The organism is Pantoea sp. XY16 (assembly GCF_025153065.1).
Classification (GTDB): domain Bacteria; phylum Pseudomonadota; class Gammaproteobacteria; order Enterobacterales; family Enterobacteriaceae; genus Pantoea; species Pantoea alfalfae.
Window position 1 is genome coordinate 1 of the sequence record NZ_JANZNP010000006.1, and the last position, 21,107, is coordinate 21,107.

A 21,107-nucleotide genomic window follows, 5' to 3' on the forward strand; every position below is an offset into this window, starting at 1 on the left:
GCCGACAGGACGTCGGCGAAAGGACGGTTCGCGCCAGGGATGGCGCGTCCGGACGGTCCGCTGGCCGCAGGGCGTGATGAAGGCACCCCGCACAGCGGGGCGCGCAGGCTGCCGGACGCCGGGATTGTTAAGGGGCGGGCGTCCGCCCCTTGACGCGTTCGCCTGCACAGGCAACCTGAAACTCCCCATAGCCTGGCGGGCGTAACCTTCTCAGTGCCAGCCCGCTGCAAAGCGATCCCTGCCTGCCGCGAGGCGAAACTCACCCCGCCGCCAGGCACCCATCAGGCACTTAACCACCCAAGTTTAATCACAAACAAAATCGACAGAATCACCAGCGCCGCATTCACCTCTTTCGCGCGACCACTCAACAGCTTCACCAGCGTCCAGGTAATAAAACCAAACGCGATGCCATTGGCGATGGAATAGGTCAGCGGCATGGTCAGCGCGGTCACGGTAACCGGGGCAGCCGTGGTGATATCTTTCCAGTCAATATCTGCCAGACCCGATGCCATCAGCACCGCCACAAACAGCAGTGCAGGCGCAGTAGCGTAAACCGGCACGCTGGAAGCCAGCGGTGAGAAGAACAGTGCCAGCAGGAACAGGATACCCACCACGATCGCGGTCAGTCCGGTACGGCCACCGGCACTCACGCCTGCCGCCGATTCCACATAACTGGTGGTGGTCGAGGTCCCGAGCAGTGAACCAAACAGTGCAGCCGCACTGTCAGCAATCAGCGCACGGCCCATCTTCGGCACGTTGCCCTGCTCATCCGCCAGACCAGCACGTTTCGTCACGCCCAGCAGCGTGCCGGTGTTATCAAACACATCGACAAACAGGAAGGCGAAAATCACGCTAATCAGGCCGACGTTAAATGCCCCGGCAATATCCAGCTGCATAAAGGTTGGTGCAATCGATGGCGGCGCAGAAAAGACCCCGGCAAAGGGCGACAAACCCATGCCCATCGAGATAAAGGTCACCAGCAGAATACCGATCAGCACCGCGCCGGTGACGCGACGCGCTTCCAGTACCACGATCACCACAAAGCCAAGCATCGCCAGCAGCGGACCCGGTTTGGTCAGATCGCCAATGCCCACCAGCGTGGCCGGATTATCGACCACGATGCCCGCCCCTTCCAGCGCAATGATCGCCAGGAACAGCCCGATACCGGCGCCAATCCCGGCGCGCAGCGGCAGCGGGATACTGGCAATAATCCACTCACGGATTTTAAACAGGGACATTGCGAAGAAAATCACTGCCGAGAGAAACACCGCGCCCAGCGCAACCTGCCACGTGTAACCCATGTGCAACACCACGGTGTAGGTAAAGAAGGCGTTCAGTCCCATGCCTGGTGCCAGCGCGATCGGGTAGTTGGCGATCAGCCCCATCAGCACGCAGCCAATCGCCGCCGCCAGACAGGTGGCGACAAATACCGCGCCTTTATCCATGCCGGTTGCGCCCAGAATGCTCGGGTTCACAAACAGAATATAGGCCATCGCCAGGAAGGTGGTGATCCCGGCGATAATCTCGGTACGAACCGTGGTGTTATGCGCTTTGAGTTTGAATAGTTTTTCTAACATCATCATCTCTCGATACAGGAGACAGCCGTCTCTCTTGCCAAAGGGGTTTGTATGCTGATTATTCTGTTTCCGGGACATGGATGCCGGCCGCTGCATACCTGCGTGCCAGAACCGCCTGAAATCCCTGCCTTACCCACTGCCCAAAGCAATTGCCATGCCATCTGCCGACGCAATCGATTACCTGGCAGAGCCGGACTTGCCTAAGAAGAGTCCGAACCAAAACGAGGCGCGATTATGGTGCAATGCACCGATCCTGCGCAATCGTTTTCCTGCGGCAAATCAGCAACCCCTGAAAACTCTGCGCCAGCGCACGCTTCCATACTCTCACAGGCGAAGCGGGTCACGTTTCAGCACGCTGCCTCAGCAACCTTTTCTGGCCTGTGTAGACTCCAGAATTAACTCTTTCGTAACATTGAGGCCGCGCCATGAAGCCAGCGATTTTGGTGGTGGATGATGATCCTGCTGTCTGCGATGTCCTGCAGGATGCGTTAAGTGAACATCTGTTAACAGTCTACCGCTGTCATCAGGGACGCGAGGCGCTATCGATGCTCAACGCGCACCCGGAGATTTCGCTGGTGATGCTGGATATGATGCTGCCCGATACCAACGGTTTACTGGTGCTGCAGCAGCTTCAGCGGCAACGACCGGAAGTGCTGGTGATTATGCTGACCGGCATGGGTTCAGAAGCGGAGATGGTAGTCGGTCTGGAGATGGGCGCAGACGACTACATCGCCAAACCCTTTAATCCCCGCGTGGTAGTGGCGCGCGCCCGGGCGGCCCTGCGTCGCAGCGGGCGTATCGCACAGGCCGATCCTGAACAGGCGGGCTGGCGTTTTAGCGGCTGGCAACTGGACGATGGCCGCTGCCAGCTGTTTAATCCGCAGCGCGAACTTGTGCCGCTGACCCAGGGAGAATACAGTCTGCTGCGTGCGCTGGTGTGTCACGCCCGCAAGGTGCTGACCCGCGATCAGCTGCTGGAGCTGACCCACAGCGAAAGTCTCGATGTGTTTGACCGCACCATCGACGTGCTCATCATGCGGCTGCGCCGTAAAATTGAAACTAACCCGCATCAGCCTGACCTGATCCGCACCATCCGCGGGCTGGGTTACGTCTTTTCGGCCGATGTGGTGAAACCCGATTCGACAACGCGTGCCAGTCAGATTGCCTGATTACGCCTGCCGCGCTCAGGATAGCCAGTCCGAATAATCGTTGCACAGCAGCCAGCGCGGCGCTTCATCCTCATTCAGTGGATTAAAACGGGCCAGCGGCGTCAGAAACACGTTGTCGTTTTCATCATCGTTGGGCATTGATACCTCACCCACCAGCACATCGCCGAAGCCGCTTTCGCCCCAGAAACTGTGCCAGACGCCCGCCTCCAGCGTTACGCTTTCACCCGGAGAGAGCCGCAGTTGTGAACCGGCAGCATGAATCTGGCGCAGGCCATCCAGCGACACTGCCACCGGCGAGTCAGCCAGCCCGTCACCGTCGCGGTTATGCAGTTCGACAATCAGGTTGCCGCCGCCGCGATTGATGATGTCTTCCATCTTGCGCGGATGATAGTGCATCGGCGTCAGTTGCCCTTCACGCACGTGCATTATCTTCTCGGCGTAGGGTTTATGCCACGGCTGCCCGCCCGGCGAGCCGTTACGAAGGGTAAACAGCGTCAGGCCGGTCTGCATAAAATCTGCCGCGCCAAAACTGGTGAGGTCCCAGCCCAGCCGCAGCGCCAGAATCTCCTGTATCACGTCGCGATCCTGAGCGCGCCACTGGCTGACGCTGTAATCGGCCCACGGCGGCAGATGCACATCCTGCTGCCGGAAAAACTCGCGGGTATGTTGCAGATAAGAGTTAACCTCTGAACGTTGCATAGTGGCCTCCTGAGAGCGGCACCCGAAGGGTGCCACATTAAAGCCTATTTCACCGTCCAGCCCTGATAGCTGCCGATATTATTGCGGTCGATCAGTTTCACCGGGATCAGCACGGGCTTATCCGGGGCCGGTTTGCCCTGCAGGATGTCATAGCCAATCTCAACCGCTTTGGCCGCCATGACCTGCGGGTCCTGCGCAGGCGTCGCAACGAACAGTGAATTCTTGCGCTTCAGCGCCTCTTCACCGTCTGGCGAGCCATCGACGCCAACGATAAAGAACTCACTGCGCTGCGCCTGTTTCGCGGCTAAATCGGCACCAATCGCGGTCGGGTCGTTGATAGCAAAGACCGCATCGATTTTCGGGTTAGCCGAGAGCAGGCCGGTCATGACTTCCAGTCCGCCTTCACGACTGCCTTTGGCGTTCTGGTTGTAGGAGAGCAGCTTGATATCCGGATGGGTTTTCAGCTCATTCATGCAGCCTTCAACGCGGTTCTGTACAGCTGAAACCGGCGGTCCGTTGATGATCACCACGTTGCCTTTGTTCTTCAGGCGGTCAGAAATATATTTACAGGCCATCGCGCCCGCCTCGGTGTTATCGGAGGTGATGGTCGCATTCGCGCCATCGGCTGCCACGTCGACCGCCACCACCACAATACCGGCGTCACGCGCCCGCTTCACCGCCGGGGCGATCCCTTTGGAGTCGGCGGCATTGAGGATAATCATGTCGACTTTGGCCGCGATAAAGTTATCAATCTGGCCGACCTGCTGACCGAGATCGTAACCGCTGGAGACCAGCGTCACGTTGACCTTATCGCCCGCCAGCTGACGCGCCTTCATCTCTGCGCCTTTGGTGATCTGCACGAAGAAGGGGTTAGCGAGATCGCCGACCGTGACGCCAATAGATTTGAGTTCTTTTGCCTGAGCCAGGCCGGTGCTGAGCAGCGTCGCCGCCAGCAGCCCGGTTACAATCGGATTAAAACGCATAGACCTTCTCCTGCTGTTTTTAGGTGCCAACCACTTAATGGCGTTTTTTGGGTGGCGGAGGCGACACGGCGCATCCGCCCTTTTCAGCCTCAACTCACATGATGTCGGGTACGGTATTTGTCGATCAGGACCGCGATGATGATCACCGCCCCCTTGATCACCAGTTGCCAGAAATAGGAGACGCCCATCAGCGTCATGCCGTTATTCAGCGTGGCAATAATCAGTGCGCCAATCAGGGTGCCGGTGATGGTACCAATGCCGCCGACAAAGCTGGTGCCGCCGAGGATCACCGCCGCAATCGCATCCAGCTCGTAGCCGACGCCGAGGTTGCCGTTGGCGCTGTAGAGCCGCGAGGCGCTCATTAAGCCGCCCAGCCCCGACAGCAGGCCGCTCATGCCGTAGACAAACAGCAGCACCACGCCAACCTTGATGCCGGTAAGACGCGCCGCCTGGATGTTGCCGCCGACCGCGTAGATATGGACGCCCAGCGTGGTGCGACGCAGGATGAACCAGCAGATGGCGATTACCGCAAAGGCAATCACAATCAGCCACGGCACCGGCCCGAGATAGCCGTTACCAATCCACTCAAAGTTAATATCGGAGTTAATCACCGTGGTGCCGTTCGCCAGCAGATAGGCCGCCCCGCGCAGCGCAGTGTAGGTGCCGAGCGTGACAATAAAGGGCGGCAACCCGGCCCAGGCGACGAGGATACCGTTGAACAGCCCCATCACCAGGCCCGCGCCCAGCGCCATCGGAATAGTCAGGGAGGCGAGCATCGGATCCAGCGACGCCACCAGCGCGACCACCGCCGTAGTGCCCAGCATCGATCCCACCGACAGGTCGATGCCGCCGGTCAGAATGACAAAGGTCATGCCCGCCGCCAGCACGATGTTGATCGACGCCTGACGGGTAATGTTGAGCAGGTTCGCTTCGGTAAAGAAGTTGGGCGTAACGAACCCAAATACCGCCACGATCAGGATAAGAATCGGCAGGATACCCACCGTTTGCAGCAGATCGCCCATCAGGGCGCGTTTCAGCGTCGGCGCTTTGGTGCGGGCCAGTTGTGACATGATGGTCTCCTCAGATTTCGCCTGCTGACGTGCTGTGCGCACCGGTTGCCAGCGTCATAATGTTTTCCTGACTGATGTGGCTGCCCTCAAGCTCACCGACGATGGTGCCTTCGTGCATCACGTAAACGCGGTCGCTCATCCCGACCACTTCCGGCAGTTCGCTGGAGATCATTAAAATCGCCACACCCTGCCGCGCCATCGCCTGCATCATGCGGTAGATCTCGCTTTTCGCGCCGACATCGACGCCGCGCGTCGGCTCATCCAGGATCAGAATGCGCGGGCCAATCGCCACCCAGCGTGAGATCAGCAGCTTCTGCTGGTTGCCGCCCGACAGGCCGCCTGCACGGACCTGAGCGTGTGGTACACGAATATTGAGTGAGGCGATCGCCTCCGTCGCGATGGTCTGTCCTTTACGGCGGTTGAGCATGCCGTAACTCGAATCGCGCTCCAGCGTCGCCATGACGATGTTCTCCTGCGCCGCCATCTCCAGAAACAGCCCCTGCTCTTTGCGGTTCTCAGTGAGAAAACCGATACCGCGCGCAATCGCATCACGCGGCGAATGAATAGTGACCTTCTCGCCGTCGATCCAGATCTCACCCTGTTTCGGCTTGTGTACGCCAAAGATCAGCTGTGCCAGTTCACTGCGGCCTGCGCCCACCAGACCGGCCAGGCCGACTATTTCCCCGGCCCGCACCGCCAGACTGCTGGGATGCACTTTGCCGCCGTCGGCGAGGTGATTCACTGCCAGCCGGATGTCGCCCAACGGGATAGCCCGGTCTTTGTTAAACAGGTCGCTGAGCGGCCGCCCGACCATCATCCGCACCAGTTCACTGGCATTGAGCTGGTCACGGGTCAGGCTGCCCACATACTCCCCGTCACGCAGCACGCTGACGCGATCGGACAGCTCATAGACCTCCGCCATGCGGTGGCTGATATAGATAATGGCCATGCCTTCGCTGCGCAGCCGTTTAATCAGCGCAAAAAGCTGTTCGGTTTCGCGATTAGAGAGCGCGGCGGTCGGCTCATCCATCACCAGGATGCGGCTGTTGCGTTGCAGCGCGCGGGCGATCTCCACCTGCTGCTGCTCGGCGATGCTCAATCGACTCACCAGATCCCAGGCGCTGAACTGCGCGCCGAGCCGGTCAATCACCCGCTGCGCCTCTTCGGCCATCTGCCGCCGCTTCACCAGCCCGCCGGGTGCGATTTCGCTGCCGAGAAAAATGTTCTCCGCCACCGTCAGATTGGGTGCCAGGTTGATCTCCTGATAAATCAGGGTGATCCCGGCGGCCAGCGCCTCTTTCGGCCCCTTAATCGTATAGGGCCTGCCTTCAATGAGAATTTCCCCGCTGCTGGCGGTATAGGCACCGGCCAGAATCTTCATCAGTGTGCTTTTACCCGCGCCGTTCTCTCCCATCAGCGCATGAACCTCACCAGGATACACCGTGAGGTCAACGCCCTTCAGGGCATGAAAATTGCCGAAGCGCCGGGTAATGCCCCGCATTTCCAGTATCGGTGTGGCTGTCATCGCCCTGCTCCTGCGGACTGTGGATAGCCGCCAGTTAAGCAACACCAGATAAACGGAAAATGTCAGCCGCCATTCATATTTGTCATAAATGCCCGACATCACGCTCCTATACTCGGCCCACTGTTGCAGTGATGAAGAGGTTGTGGGATGCAGCGCAGTTATCCGTGGCAGGCCGGGGCACGTGGCCGCCTGTTGCTGTTCAATCTGCTGGTAGTGTCGGTCACGCTGATGGTGAGCGTGGTGGCGATTATCGGCTTTCGTCATGCCGGGGCGATTCAGGAGCAGGCGCAGGCGCAGACGCTGGCGGATATGAACGGCAGCCTGGCGCTGGCACGTGACACCGCCAACGTGGCGACAGCAGCGGTGCGGCTGTCTCAGGTGGTCGGGGCGCTGGAGTATCAGAGCGAATCACAGCGGCTGCAGCAGAATCAGCAGGCGTTGCAGCAGTCGCTGAGCCTGCTGGCCAGCGCGCCGCTGGCGGCCCGTCAGCCGGAGCGCATCGCCCGGATCCGCGCGCGCAGCCTGATGCTGGAACAGACGATTAACAGCCTGCTGCTGAACGGCCATCAGCGGCATCTGCAGCGCAACAACATGCTGAGCGATCTGTGGCAGACGCAGATTCTGCTCAGCCATATCGACCAGCGGGTGCAGCTGGAACAGCGGACGCGACCGGATGCCGCACTGCGCGAGCAGACCGAACGGCTGATCACTATCGCCATCCGTACACCCTCGCCCATCGCCGTGATTGAGCAGCTTCAGCAGATCATGACGCAGTGGCGCACGGTGCCGCTGACGGGGATCACCGGTCAGCAGGTACAGCGGCTGCTGGTCACTCAGCAGCGCCTGCTGCCGCTGGCGGAGGCGCTGGAGCAGAGTGACCTGGCGATCGCCTACGCCACCTACCGGATTAAAGCGCTGGTCGCGATGCTGAACGACGATATCAATGCGTCGGTGCAGCAGGTCGCATTGCAGAGCGAGGCGCGCACCCAGGCCACCCATCACGAACTCGACTCCATCATCGGCTTTATCGCGCTATTTGTGCTGCTGGCGCTGGCGATCACCGGGTACGCCGGGATCTATATCTACCGCAATCTTGGGTCGAGCCTGACGGCGATTGCCGGGGCGATGACGCGGCTGGCGCAGGGCGAGCAGAACGTCAGCGTGCCGGGATTGCAGCGGCGCGACGAGCTGGGCGAGCTGGCGCGCGCCTTTAACGTCTTTGCCCGCAATACCGCCTCGCTGGCGCATACCTCACGACTGCTGAAAGAGAAAAGCAATCAGCTGGAATCCACGTTTCTGGCGATGCGCGACGGCTTTGCCCTGTTCGATCACCACGGTCAGCTGGTGGTGTGGAACGCCCAGTATGCCGAGCTGCTGGGTATCGCGCCGCGTGAGCTGCATCGTGGCGTCCATTATCAGCAACTGCTGGCTCCGCTGGCGGTCGATCTGCACGATCCCGGCGAACCGCAGGAGATCCGGCTGGCCGATGGCCGGACACTGGAGCTGCGCTTCAGCCCAATCCCCCGGCGCGGCATGGTCAATACCGTGCTGGATCGGACCTCGCGCAAAACGCTGGAGGAAGCGCTACAGCACAGCCAGAAGATGAAGGCGGTCGGTCAGCTGACCGGCGGCCTGGCGCACGACTTCAACAATCTGCTGGCGGTGATTATCGGCAGTCTGGCGCTGACTGAAGGCCAGCTGATGCCCGGCCCGCTGGCGACCCGGATAGAGCGGGCGCGGCAGGCCGCCGATCGCGCCGCCCAGCTGACGCAGCGGCTGCTGGCGTTTTCACGCAAGCAGGCGCTCTATCCCCGCGCGGTGTCGGTCGTGACGCTGGTGGATAACCTGCAGAGCCTGTTGCAACACTCGCTGCTGCCGGGACAGCAGCTGGTTATTGATGCGCAGCGTCCTGGCTGGCTGGCCTGGATTGATGCCAGCCAGCTGGAGAATGCGCTGATGAATCTGGTGGTAAACGCGCGCGATGCGATGTATCAGCAAAGCGGCGAAATCCGGCTGCGCATCTGGAATCAGCGTCGTCCGGAAGCAGGCGAGAAAAGTGACAGGGTCACAATAGAGGTCATCGATCGCGGTTGTGGCATGTCCGCCGAGGTTCGCGAGCAGGTTTTCGAGCCCTTCTTCACCACCAAAGCCACCGGCAGCGGCAGCGGACTGGGGCTGTCGATGGTTTACGGCTTTGTGCGACAGTCAGGCGGGCAGATCGAACTGGAAACCGCGCCGGGCCAGGGCACCACGGTGCGGCTGCTGTTGCCGCGCGCTTCGGAAGCCGCCGCCACTGCCGCGATCGCCCCGCCACCGCCAAAGCCCGCGGAGGCAGAGGCAGCGAACAACCGGCTGATACTGGTGCTGGATGATGAACCGGCGGTGCGCCAGACGCTGTGCGAGCATCTGCATCAGCTGGGGTATCTGACGCTGGAGTGTGGTGATGGTGAAGCGGCGCTGGCGCTGCTGCGCCAGACGCCTGATATCGACCTGCTGATCAGCGATCTGATGCTGCCCGGCGAGATCAATGGTGCAGAGGTGATCCGCCAGGCGCAGCAGAACTGGCCGCAGCTGGCGACGCTGCTTATCAGCGGTCAGGATCTGCGCCACCAGCCGGTGACGCTGCCGCTGTGCGAACGACTGGCGAAACCCTGGCAGCAGGCCCAGCTGGTGCAGGCGCTGCAGCGCGCCTGGCAGCGCAGCGAGCGACTTAATCGCGCGCAGCAGGCTGCCACAACGGCACCGGCTTGCCACTGATGTAGCGCTTACGCAGGCGGCTGGAGATCACATCCATCACCATGACCACTACCACCAGGATCAGCGTCAGGAACATCACCACATCCCAGTTCCACAGCCGCATGTTCTCGGCATAGACCAGGCCGACGCCACCCGCGCCGACAAAGCCCAGCACCGCCGCCGAACGGGTATTAGACTCAATCTGGTAAAGGCTGAGCGCCAGGAACTGCGGAAATGACTGGGTGAAGATGCCGAACCGGTGTTTCTGCAGACTGTTGGCCCCGACCGCGCCCAGCCCGCGACTGGGCGAGCGCTCCACCGCTTCATGCCCTTCGGCGTACAGCTTACCGAGCAGGCCGACATCCTGCAGGATAATCGCCAGCACCCCGGCCAGCGGCCCCATCCCCACCGCTCGCACGAATATCAGCCCCCAGATCGCCATATCGATGCCGCGTAACACATCGAACAGACGCCGCACCAGAAACGCCAGCGGCTTCGCAGCGCGATCGTGCATCACATTGCGTGCCGCCAGAAACGATAGCGGCAGCGCCAGCAGCGAGGCAGTCAGCGTGCCGGCAAAGACAATCCCTAAGGTGATGCCGACCTGCGACAGATAGTAGCCAAACGGCCAGTTCACGAAATCGTGCCAGACAAACATCCGCAGGAAATAGCGCCCCAGCTGCTGACAGCCCATCAGCAAACGCGACCACTCCAGACCAAATACCGAGAAGAAAAAGAGGTAGTAGAGCAGCACTGCCAGTGTCATCAGCGCCAGGCGACGCAGATAGCGCGGCTGTGCGGCGAAGAGTTCACGATGCTGCTGCTTCATTAGCGCGATATCGGGAACGGTGCTTATCATGTCCTGTCTCCTGTGACACGGCGACGAAGCTGGCCGGAGAGCGTATCCAGCAGCGACACCACAATCAGGATCAGCAGCAGCGTGATACTGACCTGATCGTAGCGGTCCAGTTTGATATTGGTCATCAGCTCCTGGCCGATGCCACCTGCGCCGACCAGCCCAAGAATGGTGGAGGAGCGAAAGTTAATCTCCAGCCGCATAAAGCTGTAGGAGAGAAAGATCGGTTTCACCTGTGGCCAGAAGGCGAAACGCATCCGCTGCAGCTTGCTGGCACCGCAGGCGGCCAGACCGCGCACCGGCTTATCCGACGCCGACTCAATCGCCTCGTAAAACAGCTTGGTCAGGCTGCCCACGGTGTGCAGCGCCAGCGCCAGAAAACCAGGGATCGCGCCGATGCCAAACGCCATGACAAACATCACCGCCCACGCCAGCTCTGGCATGGTGCGCAGAAAGGCAACACAGGCGCGAATCGTCATCCGCACGCTGACCGGCGTCTGGGTGTTGTCGGCGGCGAAAAAGGCCAGCACTGCGGCCAGTGCCACCGCCACCAGCGTCGAGGCCAGCGCCAGTTGCAGCGTTTCCCAGATCAGCGGCAGCTGAATCGGCAGACGGTAGCCCCAGTAAGCCAGCGAGCCACTGGTTTTGCCGTCGGCAAACAGCAGCGGCAGATGCAGCACCGGCAGGATTTCGTGCAGGTAGTCGAAGAAGTGCGGCAGCGACTGCCAGACGGTGAGCAGATTAAATTCTGCCACCCTGCCCGCCGCCAGATAGAGCGCCACCAGCAGCAGTGACCAAAACAGCGTGTCACGCTTCTGCTGACGGCGGATGCGTTGGTAATAGTGTTCGAAGTCGGTCAAAGGGGTTCTCCGGCGCTAAAGCAGCGGGACGCAGGCGGGGTTGCCGCGTCCCGCCTTTCCCGCCTGGGCAGGAAAAGTCAGGAAGTCCGGCCTTAGCCGCGGCTGCCTTTCATCAGGTCACGTTTCATATCGATGATATTTTTGTAATCAGCGACCGTCGCCTCACCGATATGCTGCTCACCGCCTACCGCTTTCACGAAGCAGGCGTGATCTTCCTTATCCAGCTTTTTAATCGCCGACACCACTTTCGCTTTAAAGTCGGCAGGCAGCTTGTTGCTGACCAGCACCGGGCCGTTGGGGATCAGCGGTGACTGCCAGATAATGCGGATCTGCTTCATCAGATCCGGATGGTCCATACGGATCAGACGGCCAAATGCGCCAGAGGTGTAGCCGCTGTTGTAGTCACCGACCAGCGAGGTCCAGGTGACCGCGCCATCGAACTGGTTGTTCAGCACGCCCAGAATGTCCTGCTCATGGCCGCCGGAGAAGGTGACGCTGGAGAAGGTGTTGTTATATTTGTCATCCACCGAGCCGCCGAACATCTTCTTAAACGCCTGGTTTGGCATCAGGAAACCGGACGTCGAGTCGGGATCGGCCATACCGAAAGATTTGCCCTTCAGGTCTTCCAGCTTTTTATACGGGCTGTCCGCTTTAACGATGACGACAGAGTGGTAGCCACGTGACTGATCTTTGTCATCCACCACAATGCCGACCACGTCTACCGCTTTCGGGTCCTGAATGTAGACCGAGGCAAACGAAGCCGGTGACATACTCAGTACCATATCGATCTTGCCGCCCAGCAGGCCCTGAATCACGCCCGAATAGTCAGAGGCGTTGCGCATCTGGGTATCCACACCCAGCTCTTTATCAAAGAAGGTCTTCACACACTGATTATCGCCAATCTGCTGGGTGGCGTTCTGCCCGCCCAGAATCCCCAGATTAAGCTGTTTCGGCGCATCCGCTGCGCTGACACCAAACGCCATGACAGGGGTCAGAAGTGCTAAAGAAGTCAGTTTCATTCGGAATTATTCTCTTGCTGTGGACGTTAATGGATTTGGTTAAGTTCATCACCGTACAGCTGGTGCAGCAGGCTGTCGGTGAGTCGGGAAGGATGGCCGTCAAACAGCACCACGCCGCGCTGGATGCCAATCACACGGGTGCAATAGCTTTTCACCAGCTCAATCGAGTGCAGGTTGACCATGACGCTGATGCCCTGCTCGCTGACCTGACGCAGTACATCCATGATGCGTTTGGTATTTTTAGGGTCGAGTGACGCCACCGGCTCATCGGCCAGCAGGATTTTGGGGTTCTGCATTAATGCGCGACAGATCGCCACGCGCTGCATCTGACCGCCAGAGAGGTTTTCCGCCCGCTGCAGCGCCTGCGGCAGCATGTTCATCCACTGCAGCAGTTCGATGGCGTGCGCCCGGTCCTGGTCAGAGAAGATTTTAAAGAAAGACTTCAGCGTGCCGGTCTGGCTCAGACGGCCCAGCAGCACGTTGGTCAGCACGTCGAGTCGCGGCACCAGACAGAAGTCCTGAAAGATCATGCCGCACTGGCTGCGCCATTCGCGCAGCTGGCGGCTGTTGAGCGTGACCACGTTACGATCGGCTTCGCCTTCATGCAGGCTTATAATCGCGCCGGACGTGGCGTTAATCGTGCCGTTGAGCATATGCAGCAGGGTCGATTTACCCGCGCCCGAGCGGCCAATCACCGCCACCAGTTCACCGGCGTGCAGGTCGAAACTAACCTGATCCAGCACCTGGGTGTCGCCGTAGGCTTTGCTCAGTTTCTGCACCGACAACACTTTTTGTCCGCTGTGGCTGGCCGGTGGTACGTCGTTATCGACCACCGTTTTCAGAAGTGCCTGTGCCATGCTGTTCTCCGTCATCGCTGATTGCGTCTGCCGGTTATTAAGGCGTGGCGCGATGAACGCGGGATGACAGCAAGATGATCAAACCGTGACAGGCCAGTGCGCACCGCACAGCAATGTCTGACCGTCACGGGCAGGCTGCACACCCTCCGACAACGGGTTTTCGGCTAACCAGTTATCCATCTCATGACTGAGGTGGGTCAGCCACGTCTGACGCGGCTGAAGCAGCGCCGCAATCGCCAGTGCCCGGGTCACATCATTGTGATTACGCGGTTCGGCACGGGGCGGATCGTTGCAGTCAATCACCAGTTGATCCAGCGGCTGGCCACGCAGGAAGTCGGCGGTATCGGACGGCAGTCCGCAGGTGTCGCACAGCCAGGCGAGCCGGGTGCCATGCCAGTCGAACAGATAGCCGTGCGTCAGCTTCGAGTGTTGCAGGGGCAGCGGCGTGACCTGCAATTCACCGAAGGCGTGCGCTACAAACGGCGTTAAGGCGGGACGGAAATCGAGCAGGCCAGGGTGTTTATAGAGATCGTCACAGCCTCGCGGATCGGGCGGTCCCCAGACCGGAATCGGTGCGCCCACTCCCCAGCGCAGCGCAAACAGGCCCTGCACATGATCCATGTGGTAATGGGTCAGCAGAATGCGCGTCAGCGTGCCGGGCGGAAAGCGCGACGCCAGCAGCGGCAGACCGGCATCCAGCAGGATTCGCTCGTGGCCAAACTCAATCAGCGCACTGCAGGCCGCACGCGCATGGGCGCTATTGCGCTGCGCCCGCTGGCAGGCGCGACAGTCGCAGCCCGGCAGCGGTGCCGCAGTCACCCCGCCGGTACCCAGAAAAGTGAGTTTCATTGATGCGCCTCCAGTATCTGGCGCAGCTGGCAGACGGTATCCGCTAGCGCGCCGTCGTTGTTGAGAATAAGGCAGCCATCGGGCTGCGGCTGAGCGGCGCGCGCCAGCCGCCGGGCGATCTCCGCCTCATCTTCCCGTCCGCGCTGACGCAGCCGCGCCGCCAGTACCGCGGGCGACACCTGCAGACAGACTGGCAGCAGCTGCGCACCAAACCGCGCCTGCGCCTGGGCCAGATGCAGCCGCGACCCGTTCACCACCACATTCTGCCCGCGCAACAGCCATTGCTCGGTCTCACAGCCGATGCCGTAGCGGAAACCGTGCGCCTCCCAGCTCACCGCAAACAGGCCGAGTGCGGCGCGACGCTCAAACTCCACCTCAGTCAGCGCCACATGGTTTTCACCGCCCGCATCGGCGGCGCGGGTAATGTAGCGATGGGCGATCAGCAGCCGGGGCGGCGGTGACGCCCGCAGCGCATCCAGCAGGCTGTCTTTACCCGAACCCGAGGGACCGGTGAGCCAGATCAGCCGCGCCATCAGTACACCTGCCGGCCTTTGCTCCAGACGTGCCGCACGTGCGGATAGCCGTGTGCGGTGTGCGCCAGCACCAGATCGGCGCGGCAGCCCTCGGCGATCACACCGCGATCCTCCAGCCCTAGCGCGCGGGCCGGGTTACAGGTCACCAGTGCAATCGCCTGCGCCATGCCGAGGCTGTTGCGCTCATCATCTGCCAGCCGGAACGCCGCATCCAGCAGGCTGGCCGGGTAGTAATCGGATGACAGAATATTCAGCAGGCCGTGTGACGCCAGTTCCCAGGCGGCAACGTTGCCGGAGTGCGAGCCGCCGCGTACGATGTTGGGCGCGCCCATCAGCACCTGCATGTTGCGATAGCGTGAGGCGCGAGCCGCCTCCAGCGTGGTCGGAAATTCCGCGATGCGGCTGCCTGCCGCATGGGACTCCTCCACGTGCGCCGCGGTAGCGTCATCGTGGCTGGCAATGGCGATGCCATGTTCACGGCACAGTCCGGCAATCGCCTGACGATTGGGCTGCGACCACGCTGCCGCCAGAGTGAGCTGGTCATGCTCGAACTGATCCATCTCGGCGTCGTTGAGCTGATATTTGCCCTGATAATATTCGCGATATTTGGTCAGCGACGCATACTGGCGCTGGCCCGGCGAATGGTCCATCAGCGACACCAGCGCCAGTTCCGGCGTGCCCATCAGCGCTTCAAACAGCGGCGCGGTGGTAGGATGCGGCAGTTCACAGCGCAGATGCAGCAGATGCTCGGCCCGGTTCAGCCCTTTACGGTTGCTGTCGCGGATGGCGTCGATCATCTTGCTGAGGTTATCCAGCCGGTGCCCGCCGTCGCGCACATCGCCCACGCCAATCGCGTCCAGCACGGTGGTGATGCCGCTGGAAACCATCAGCGCATCGTGGCTGCTCATCGCCGAATGTGCAGGCCAGTCCACTTTTGGCCGTGGGGTGAAAAACTTGTCGAGGTTATCGGTGTGCAGCTCCACCAGCCCCGGCAGCAGCCAGGCCCCTTCGCCATCCAGCGCGCCCGGCTGCTGGCTGGTGGTTTCGCTGAAGCTGCTGATGCGCTCATCACGAAACTCCAGCGATCCGTTCACCACTTCGTTTTCCAGCACCAGTCTGACGTTATTGATGATCATGCCTGCACTCCTGTGTCGGTCGGGTGCATCAGGTGCAGCCGGTCGGCTACCCGCTCGCGCACCGCCCGATCGTGAAAAATACCGACGATGGCGGCACCCCGGGCGCGCGCCTGTTCAATCAAACTCACTACCGCCGCGCTGTTGACGCTGTCGAGCGAGGCGGTGGGTTCATCCAGCAGCAGCACCGGATAGTCGGCGATAAAGCCGCGAGCGATGTTCACGCGCTGCTGCTCACCGCCGGAAAAGGTGGACGGGGCCAACGACCAGAGACGCTGCGGCACATTCAGCCGGGCCAGCAGTTCGGCGGCCCGCGCTTCGCAGAATTCACGATCCACGCCGCGCTCCAGCAGCGGCTGCATCACAATCTCCAGTGTCGGCACGCGCGGGATCACCCGCAGAAACTGGCTGACCCAGCCCAGCGTGTCACGGCGCAGGGCGATAATCTGACGCGCTGATGCCTGCGCCATATCGATCCATTCGCCCTGATGCGCCACGCGGATGTGGCCGCTGTCGGGCTGATAGTTGCCATAAAGCGCGCGCAGCAGCGTGGATTTGCCGCTACCAGAGTGACCGTGCAGCACCACGCATTCGCCCTCGCCTGCCGTCAGACTGGCGTTGTGCAGCACCGGCAGCGCCGCGCCGTTCTGATTGTGCAGCACAAAGGTTTTACACAGATTTTCTACACGCAGACGCGGAGTGTGAGTCGTCATTTAATTGAGCACCGAAGAGACCAGCAGTTGAGTGTAAGGATGATGAGGATCGTCCAGCACGCGGTCGGTCAGACCGCTCTCCACCACCCGCCCCTGTTTCATCACCAGCAGGCGATGCGCCAGCAGTCGCGCTACGCCGAGATCGTGAGTGACAATCACCACCGCCAGATTCAGCTCGCGCACCAGCGTTCGCAGCAGATCCAGCAGTCGCGCCTGCACCGAGACATCCAGCCCGCCGGTTGGCTCATCCATAAACATCAGCTGCGGCTGCGTCACCAGGTTGCGGGCAATCTGCAGACGCTGCTGCATCCCGCCGGAAAAGGTGGTCGGCAGATCGTCGATGCGACCGGCATCAATCTCTACCGCCTGTAACCAGCGGCTCGCCTCGGCGCGGATGTCGCCATAGTGGCGCTGCCCGGTCGCCATCAGCCGTTCGCCGATGTTGCCGCCCGCACTGACCTGCGAACGCAGTCCGTCCATCGGATGCTGATGTACTACGCCCCACTCGGTGCGCAGCAGGCGACGGCGATCGCTTTCACTCATCTGATAAAGGTTGCGGTTCTGATAAAGAATGCTGCCCTGCTGCGGCGTCAGACGCGCCGACAGGCTCTGCAACAGCGTGGTTTTACCGGAGCCGGACTCGCCGACAATCCCCAGCACTTCACCGGGCCAGAGATCAAAACTGACCTGCTCAAACCCTTTGCCCGGCGCGTAAAGATGGGTGAGCTGGTTCACCGCAAGCAGCGGCTGTTCACTGTGCATGTTGCTGTTCCTGCTGCTGATGGCAAAAGTCGGTGTCGGAGCAGACAAACATCCGCGTTCCCTGATCGTCCATCACCACCTCATCGAGATAGCTGTGGCGCGAGCCGCACAGCGCGCAGGGTTCTTCCCACTGCTGCACGGTGAACGGGTGATCGTCGAAGTCGAGACTCTCCACGCGGGTATAAGGCGGCAAAGCGTAGATGCGCTTTTCACGCCCGGCACCAAACAGCTGCAACGCGGGCATCATGTGCATCTTCGGGTTATCGAATTTAGGAATGGGCGACGGATCCATCACGTAGCGATCGTTGACCCGCACCGGATAAGCGTAGGTGGTGGCGATATGCCCGTAGCGGGCGATATCTTCATACAGCTTCACCTGCATGATGCCGTACTCCTCCAGCGCGTGCATAGTGCGGGTCTCGGTTTCGCGCGGCTCAATAAAACGCAGTGGCTCCGGGATCGGCACCTGAAAAATCAGGATCTGATCCTCCTCCAGTGGCGTTTCCGGGATGCGATGGCGGGTCTGGATCAGCGTGGCATCGGCGGTGCGCTCGGTAGTGGCCGCGCCGCTGACCCGCTTAAAGAACTGGCGGATCGATACCGCATTCGTGGTGTCATCTGCGCCCTGATCGATCACCTTGAGCACATCCTGATCGCCAATCACGCTGGCGGTGATCTGGATGCCGCCAGTGCCCCAGCCGTAAGGCATCGGCATCTCGCGTCCGGCGAATGGCACCTGATAGCCGGGGATCGCCACCGCTTTCAGGATGGCGCGACGGATGGTGCGTTTGGTCTGCTCGTCGAGATAGCCGTTGTTATAGCCGGTGAGTTCAGCCATGGTTGCGTTCCTGATAATCGTTCTGGAGCTGTTTCAGCAATTCCAGCTCGGCCTGAAAATCGACATAGTGCGGCAGCTTGAGGTGCGAGACAAAGCCCGCCGCTTCGACGTTGTCGGCGTGCGACAGCACAAACTCTTCATCCTGCGCCGGGCTGGTCACACGCTCATTCTGCTCGCGGCTTTGCAGCGCGCGGTCTACCAGCGCCATCGCCATCGCTTTGCGTTCGGCACGGCCAAACACCAGCCCGTAACCCCGGGTAAACTGCGGCGCAGCATCATCGCTGTGGGCGACGCCGTTGACCATTTCACACTCCGTCAGCAGCAGTTCCCCGATCTCCAGCTCAAAACCCAGCTCTTCGGGACAGATGCTGACGCTGAGAGTGCCGGTGCGGATCTCACCGGCAAACGGATGGGTACGGCCATAGCCGCGCTGGGTCGAATAGCCCAGCGCCAGCAGAAACCCTTCGTCGCCGCGCACCAGCTGTTGCAGCCGCGCGGCGCGTGAGGCGGAAAAACTCACTGGCTCGCGGGTGATATCGACCGGCTCGCTGCCGTCATCCACCTCGCCAGCAGCCAGCCCTTCCTCGCTCATCATGCTGAACATATGGGGGCACTGGTCTGGCACCGGGCAATCGTCACGCGGCGCAGCGGGCGTTTCACCGTTAGCCAGCAGCGTGAAGTCGAGCAGCCGGTGGCTGTAGTCATAGGTTGGGCCCAGCACCTGGCCGCCCGGCAGATCTTTGTAGACCGCCGAGATGCGGCGTTCGATACGCATCGCACCGGTCGCCAGCGGCGTGCTCTCCGCCAGCCGTGGCAATGTGGTTCGATAAGCGCGCAGCAGAAAGATCGCCTCGACCAGATCGCCGCTGGCCTGCTTGATAGCCAGCGCCGCCAGTTGCGGATCGTAAATTCCGCCTTCGGTCATCACCCGGTCCACCGCCAGGCCCAGCTGCTGCGCCACCTGGTCACAGCCGAGTTCCGCTACTGCCCGATCCCCGCGTCGCAGATCGGCCTGCAGCTGGTGGGCATTAGAGATGGCTTTTTCGCCCCCTTTCACCGCGACATACATCAGCACACCTCCACAACGGTGGTGCGCGGCACGGCCATGATCGCTTCGCCACAGGTGAAGATCAGATCCACGCCCTGTGGAAACGGATGCGGACGGGTGCGCAGATATTCCAGTACGCTTTCCGGCAGCTGCGGCGCAATGGCGCGGGTTTCCCGCAGGCCGGGACCGGAGAGACGCAGCGTTAATCCGCCATTCAGCGACGGTACCTCGATAATCAGCGTGGTGCTTTTTTCCGGCGACATGTTGTCACCCGCCGCGAACTGCGTCGGATCCGGCTGCGCCGCCGCATGGCTCAGCGCGAAAGGGGCGTCCTGCTGCGTGGTGATGGGCGCGCCGGTGTGGAAGCGCAGATTGTTGCGCAGCTGTTCGTTGTCGATTTGCGCATCCAGCCAGACCGGACTTTCCTGGTCGACCAGCGTCAGCAGCAGCGCCGTGGCCGCCGGGGACAGTGCGCCCCAGCCCTGTTGCAGCGGCAGCGAGACCATCACGCCCGGTTCGCTCATCGCTTTCAGAATGCGGCGAAACGCGCGCTGTGCATCCGCGACCGGATGGTTAAAACTTGCCAGTAAAGTCATCAGTTATCTCCGCGAACCAGCGTAAAGAAATCCACTTTGCTGCTGGCGATTTCACGGGCGCGCAGCTGTCGCTGCTCATCGCGCCACGCTGCCAGCGGCGTAATAATCTTCTCTTCCAGCAAAAGCCGGGTTTCCGGCTGCTGCAACAGCGCATCCAGCAGGGCGCAGCGTTCGGCATGGGCTTTGTCGCGCCCTAACAGGTAGCTGTAGCCCAGGGTGCCGTCGCCCAGCTGCACCACTGCGCGCGTTACCGTGGCATCACCCATCACGAAGCGTTTTCCGGTAGCCCCCATCCGCGCCTGTAACCGCGTCAGCCCGATCTCTGCCGGACGAACCAGCGTGAATTCGGGCTGGAGATTAAGCGCCTGCCAGTGCGCTTCAAGCAGGGTGGCGCTGCTGTGTGCCAGCACCGACAGCCAGCGCTGGCGATCCGTTTGCTGTTCCATTAGTGCTCCAGAGTCAGTTCGATCATGTCGCCGCGCGTCAGGCTGACGGAGTATTCCGCCACCGCGCCATCACTGGTTTTGTTCAGGGTCCGCACGCAGAGCAGCGGCGCATGCAGCGCGATATCCAGCTGCCGACACTCCTTTGCCTGCGCCCGGCGGGTGCTGATACGCGTCTGGGTGCGCACCAGCTGTTTGCCGGTGTGCTCCACTAAGAAATCGTGCAGCGACCCGCTGTTAAATTGCTGCAGCTGTGGCCACCAGCTGAGGTCGGCGAGGAAATGGTTGATCAGGCAGAGCGGCACGCCGTTGGCGCGGCGCAGGGTGCGCAGGTGAATGACGTTGTCGCCCTCTTTTACGCCCAGCGCACTGGCGACGTCGTTGCTGGCCGGACGCAGCACCGCCAGCAGCCGTTCGCTGGTCGGGTGACTGCCCTGCTCCATCAGGTTCTGGCTAAAGCGCGCCTGCGCATGCAGCGGATAGTCATACGGGCGCATCAGCACCAGGATGCCGACGCCATGACGGCGCTGCAGCAGCCCTTTGTGCACCAGCTCATCGACAGCGCGGCGCAGGGTGTGGCGGTTCACCTCATAGTGATCGGCCAGCTGTTGTTCGGAAGGAAGATAGTCGCCGCAGCGGTAGCGCTCTTTCAGCGCCTGCTCCAGTTGTGCGGCAACAGCCTGATAGACAGTGGTCGGATGTCTGGATAACTCCATCACGATGAAATCCTCACGGGTTACAGAGTGGGAACGCAGTGATAAGACGCTGCGGGATGGGGTTAGCCTGAGGGACGCAGATGACAGAATAGTGACGCAGGGGTGAAGGTGGGGTGAAAGTGAAA

General features: G+C 61.2%; 21 protein-coding genes. 2 read left to right on the forward strand and 19 right to left on the reverse strand.

Annotated elements, in window-relative coordinates:
- Nucleotides 1–281 precede the first annotated feature (281 nt).
- Nucleotides 282–1,580: an NCS2 family permease gene (locus N1689_RS10070; protein ID WP_222925472.1), complete on the reverse strand. Its 1,299-nt coding sequence runs from the start codon at nt 1,578–1,580 to the stop codon at nt 282–284.
- Nucleotides 1,581–2,002: 422 nt separating this feature from the next.
- Between N1689_RS10070 and N1689_RS10075 the strand changes: the two genes are divergently transcribed.
- Nucleotides 2,003–2,746, forward strand: a complete 744-nt coding sequence (locus N1689_RS10075) for a response regulator (RefSeq protein ID WP_161735998.1) — start codon at nt 2,003–2,005, stop codon at nt 2,744–2,746.
- Between the two features lie 15 nt (nt 2,747–2,761).
- On the opposite strand, the gene N1689_RS10080 is transcribed toward N1689_RS10075, so the two are convergent.
- From N1689_RS10080 to N1689_RS10095, 4 genes are all read right to left on the reverse strand, one after another.
- Nucleotides 2,762–3,445, reverse strand: coding sequence for a D-lyxose/D-mannose family sugar isomerase (locus N1689_RS10080; RefSeq protein WP_161735999.1), 684 nt, complete (start codon nt 3,443–3,445; stop codon nt 2,762–2,764).
- 44 nt (nt 3,446–3,489) lie between these two features.
- On the reverse strand, nt 3,490–4,428 hold the full coding sequence (locus tag N1689_RS10085; protein WP_161736000.1) for an ABC transporter substrate-binding protein: 939 nt from the start codon (nt 4,426–4,428) through the stop codon (nt 3,490–3,492).
- An 89-nt stretch (nt 4,429–4,517) separates the two neighbouring features.
- The gene (locus N1689_RS10090; protein ID WP_161736001.1) at nt 4,518–5,498 is read right to left on the reverse strand and encodes an ABC transporter permease subunit; all 981 of its coding nucleotides are present in this window, start codon (nt 5,496–5,498) and stop codon (nt 4,518–4,520) included.
- Between the two features lie 10 nt (nt 5,499–5,508).
- Nucleotides 5,509–7,023 carry a sugar ABC transporter ATP-binding protein gene (locus N1689_RS10095; protein ID WP_161736002.1) on the reverse strand — a complete coding sequence of 505 codons (1,515 nt, stop codon included), beginning with the start codon at nt 7,021–7,023 and terminating at the stop codon, nt 5,509–5,511.
- Between the two features lie 147 nt (nt 7,024–7,170).
- Between N1689_RS10095 and N1689_RS10100 the strand changes: the two genes are divergently transcribed.
- Nucleotides 7,171–9,780 carry an ATP-binding protein gene (locus N1689_RS10100; protein ID WP_161736003.1) on the forward strand — a complete coding sequence of 870 codons (2,610 nt, stop codon included), beginning with the start codon at nt 7,171–7,173 and terminating at the stop codon, nt 9,778–9,780.
- On the opposite strand, the gene phnE (N1689_RS10105) is transcribed toward N1689_RS10100, so the two are convergent.
- The 14 genes from phnE (N1689_RS10105) to phnF form a co-directional block, all read right to left on the reverse strand.
- Entirely contained in the window at nt 9,734–10,618 is an 885-nt protein-coding gene (gene phnE, locus N1689_RS10105; RefSeq protein WP_161736004.1) for a phosphonate ABC transporter, permease protein PhnE, read from the reverse strand. The genes N1689_RS10100 and phnE (N1689_RS10105) overlap by 47 nt on opposite strands.
- Nucleotides 10,615–11,475: a phosphonate ABC transporter, permease protein PhnE gene (phnE, locus tag N1689_RS10110; RefSeq protein WP_260058769.1), complete on the reverse strand. Its 861-nt coding sequence runs from the start codon at nt 11,473–11,475 to the stop codon at nt 10,615–10,617. The genes phnE (N1689_RS10105) and phnE (N1689_RS10110) overlap by 4 nt, the downstream gene beginning before the upstream one ends.
- Nucleotides 11,476–11,567: 92 nt before the next feature.
- On the reverse strand, nt 11,568–12,494 hold the full coding sequence (gene phnD, locus N1689_RS10115; protein WP_161736006.1) for a phosphonate ABC transporter substrate-binding protein: 927 nt from the start codon (nt 12,492–12,494) through the stop codon (nt 11,568–11,570).
- Nucleotides 12,495–12,520: 26 nt separating this feature from the next.
- Entirely contained in the window at nt 12,521–13,351 is an 831-nt protein-coding gene (phnC, locus tag N1689_RS10120) for a phosphonate ABC transporter ATP-binding protein (protein WP_161736007.1), read from the reverse strand.
- Between the two features lie 78 nt (nt 13,352–13,429).
- Nucleotides 13,430–14,200: a phosphonate metabolism protein PhnP gene (gene phnP, locus N1689_RS10125; protein ID WP_260058771.1), complete on the reverse strand. Its 771-nt coding sequence runs from the start codon at nt 14,198–14,200 to the stop codon at nt 13,430–13,432.
- The gene (phnN, locus tag N1689_RS10130; RefSeq protein WP_260058773.1) at nt 14,197–14,733 is read right to left on the reverse strand and encodes a ribose 1,5-bisphosphokinase; all 537 of its coding nucleotides are present in this window, start codon (nt 14,731–14,733) and stop codon (nt 14,197–14,199) included. Before phnN ends, phnP begins: the two co-directional genes overlap by 4 nt.
- Nucleotides 14,733–15,869, reverse strand: a complete 1,137-nt coding sequence (gene phnM / locus N1689_RS10135) for an alpha-D-ribose 1-methylphosphonate 5-triphosphate diphosphatase (RefSeq protein ID WP_161736010.1) — start codon at nt 15,867–15,869, stop codon at nt 14,733–14,735. Before phnM ends, phnN begins: the two co-directional genes overlap by 1 nt.
- Nucleotides 15,866–16,579: a phosphonate C-P lyase system protein PhnL gene (gene phnL, locus N1689_RS10140; protein ID WP_222925314.1), complete on the reverse strand. Its 714-nt coding sequence runs from the start codon at nt 16,577–16,579 to the stop codon at nt 15,866–15,868. Before phnL ends, phnM begins: the two co-directional genes overlap by 4 nt.
- Nucleotides 16,580–17,341: a phosphonate C-P lyase system protein PhnK gene (gene phnK, locus N1689_RS10145; RefSeq protein ID WP_161736012.1), complete on the reverse strand. Its 762-nt coding sequence runs from the start codon at nt 17,339–17,341 to the stop codon at nt 16,580–16,582.
- A complete protein-coding gene (locus N1689_RS10150; protein ID WP_110330551.1) occupies nt 17,331–18,179 on the reverse strand; it encodes an alpha-D-ribose 1-methylphosphonate 5-phosphate C-P-lyase PhnJ in 849 nt (282 codons plus the stop codon). Before N1689_RS10150 ends, phnK begins: the two co-directional genes overlap by 11 nt.
- Nucleotides 18,172–19,248: a carbon-phosphorus lyase complex subunit PhnI gene (locus N1689_RS10155; protein WP_260058774.1), complete on the reverse strand. Its 1,077-nt coding sequence runs from the start codon at nt 19,246–19,248 to the stop codon at nt 18,172–18,174. Before N1689_RS10155 ends, N1689_RS10150 begins: the two co-directional genes overlap by 8 nt.
- On the reverse strand, nt 19,248–19,823 hold the full coding sequence (phnH, locus tag N1689_RS10160; protein ID WP_090959849.1) for a phosphonate C-P lyase system protein PhnH: 576 nt from the start codon (nt 19,821–19,823) through the stop codon (nt 19,248–19,250). The genes N1689_RS10155 and phnH overlap by 1 nt, the downstream gene beginning before the upstream one ends.
- On the reverse strand, nt 19,823–20,269 hold the full coding sequence (gene phnG, locus N1689_RS10165; RefSeq protein WP_161736015.1) for a phosphonate C-P lyase system protein PhnG: 447 nt from the start codon (nt 20,267–20,269) through the stop codon (nt 19,823–19,825). The genes phnH and phnG overlap by 1 nt, the downstream gene beginning before the upstream one ends.
- Nucleotides 20,269–20,982, reverse strand: a complete 714-nt coding sequence (gene phnF / locus N1689_RS10170; protein ID WP_260058971.1) for a phosphonate metabolism transcriptional regulator PhnF — start codon at nt 20,980–20,982, stop codon at nt 20,269–20,271. The genes phnG and phnF overlap by 1 nt, the downstream gene beginning before the upstream one ends.
- Between the last annotated feature and the right edge of the window lie 125 nt (nt 20,983–21,107).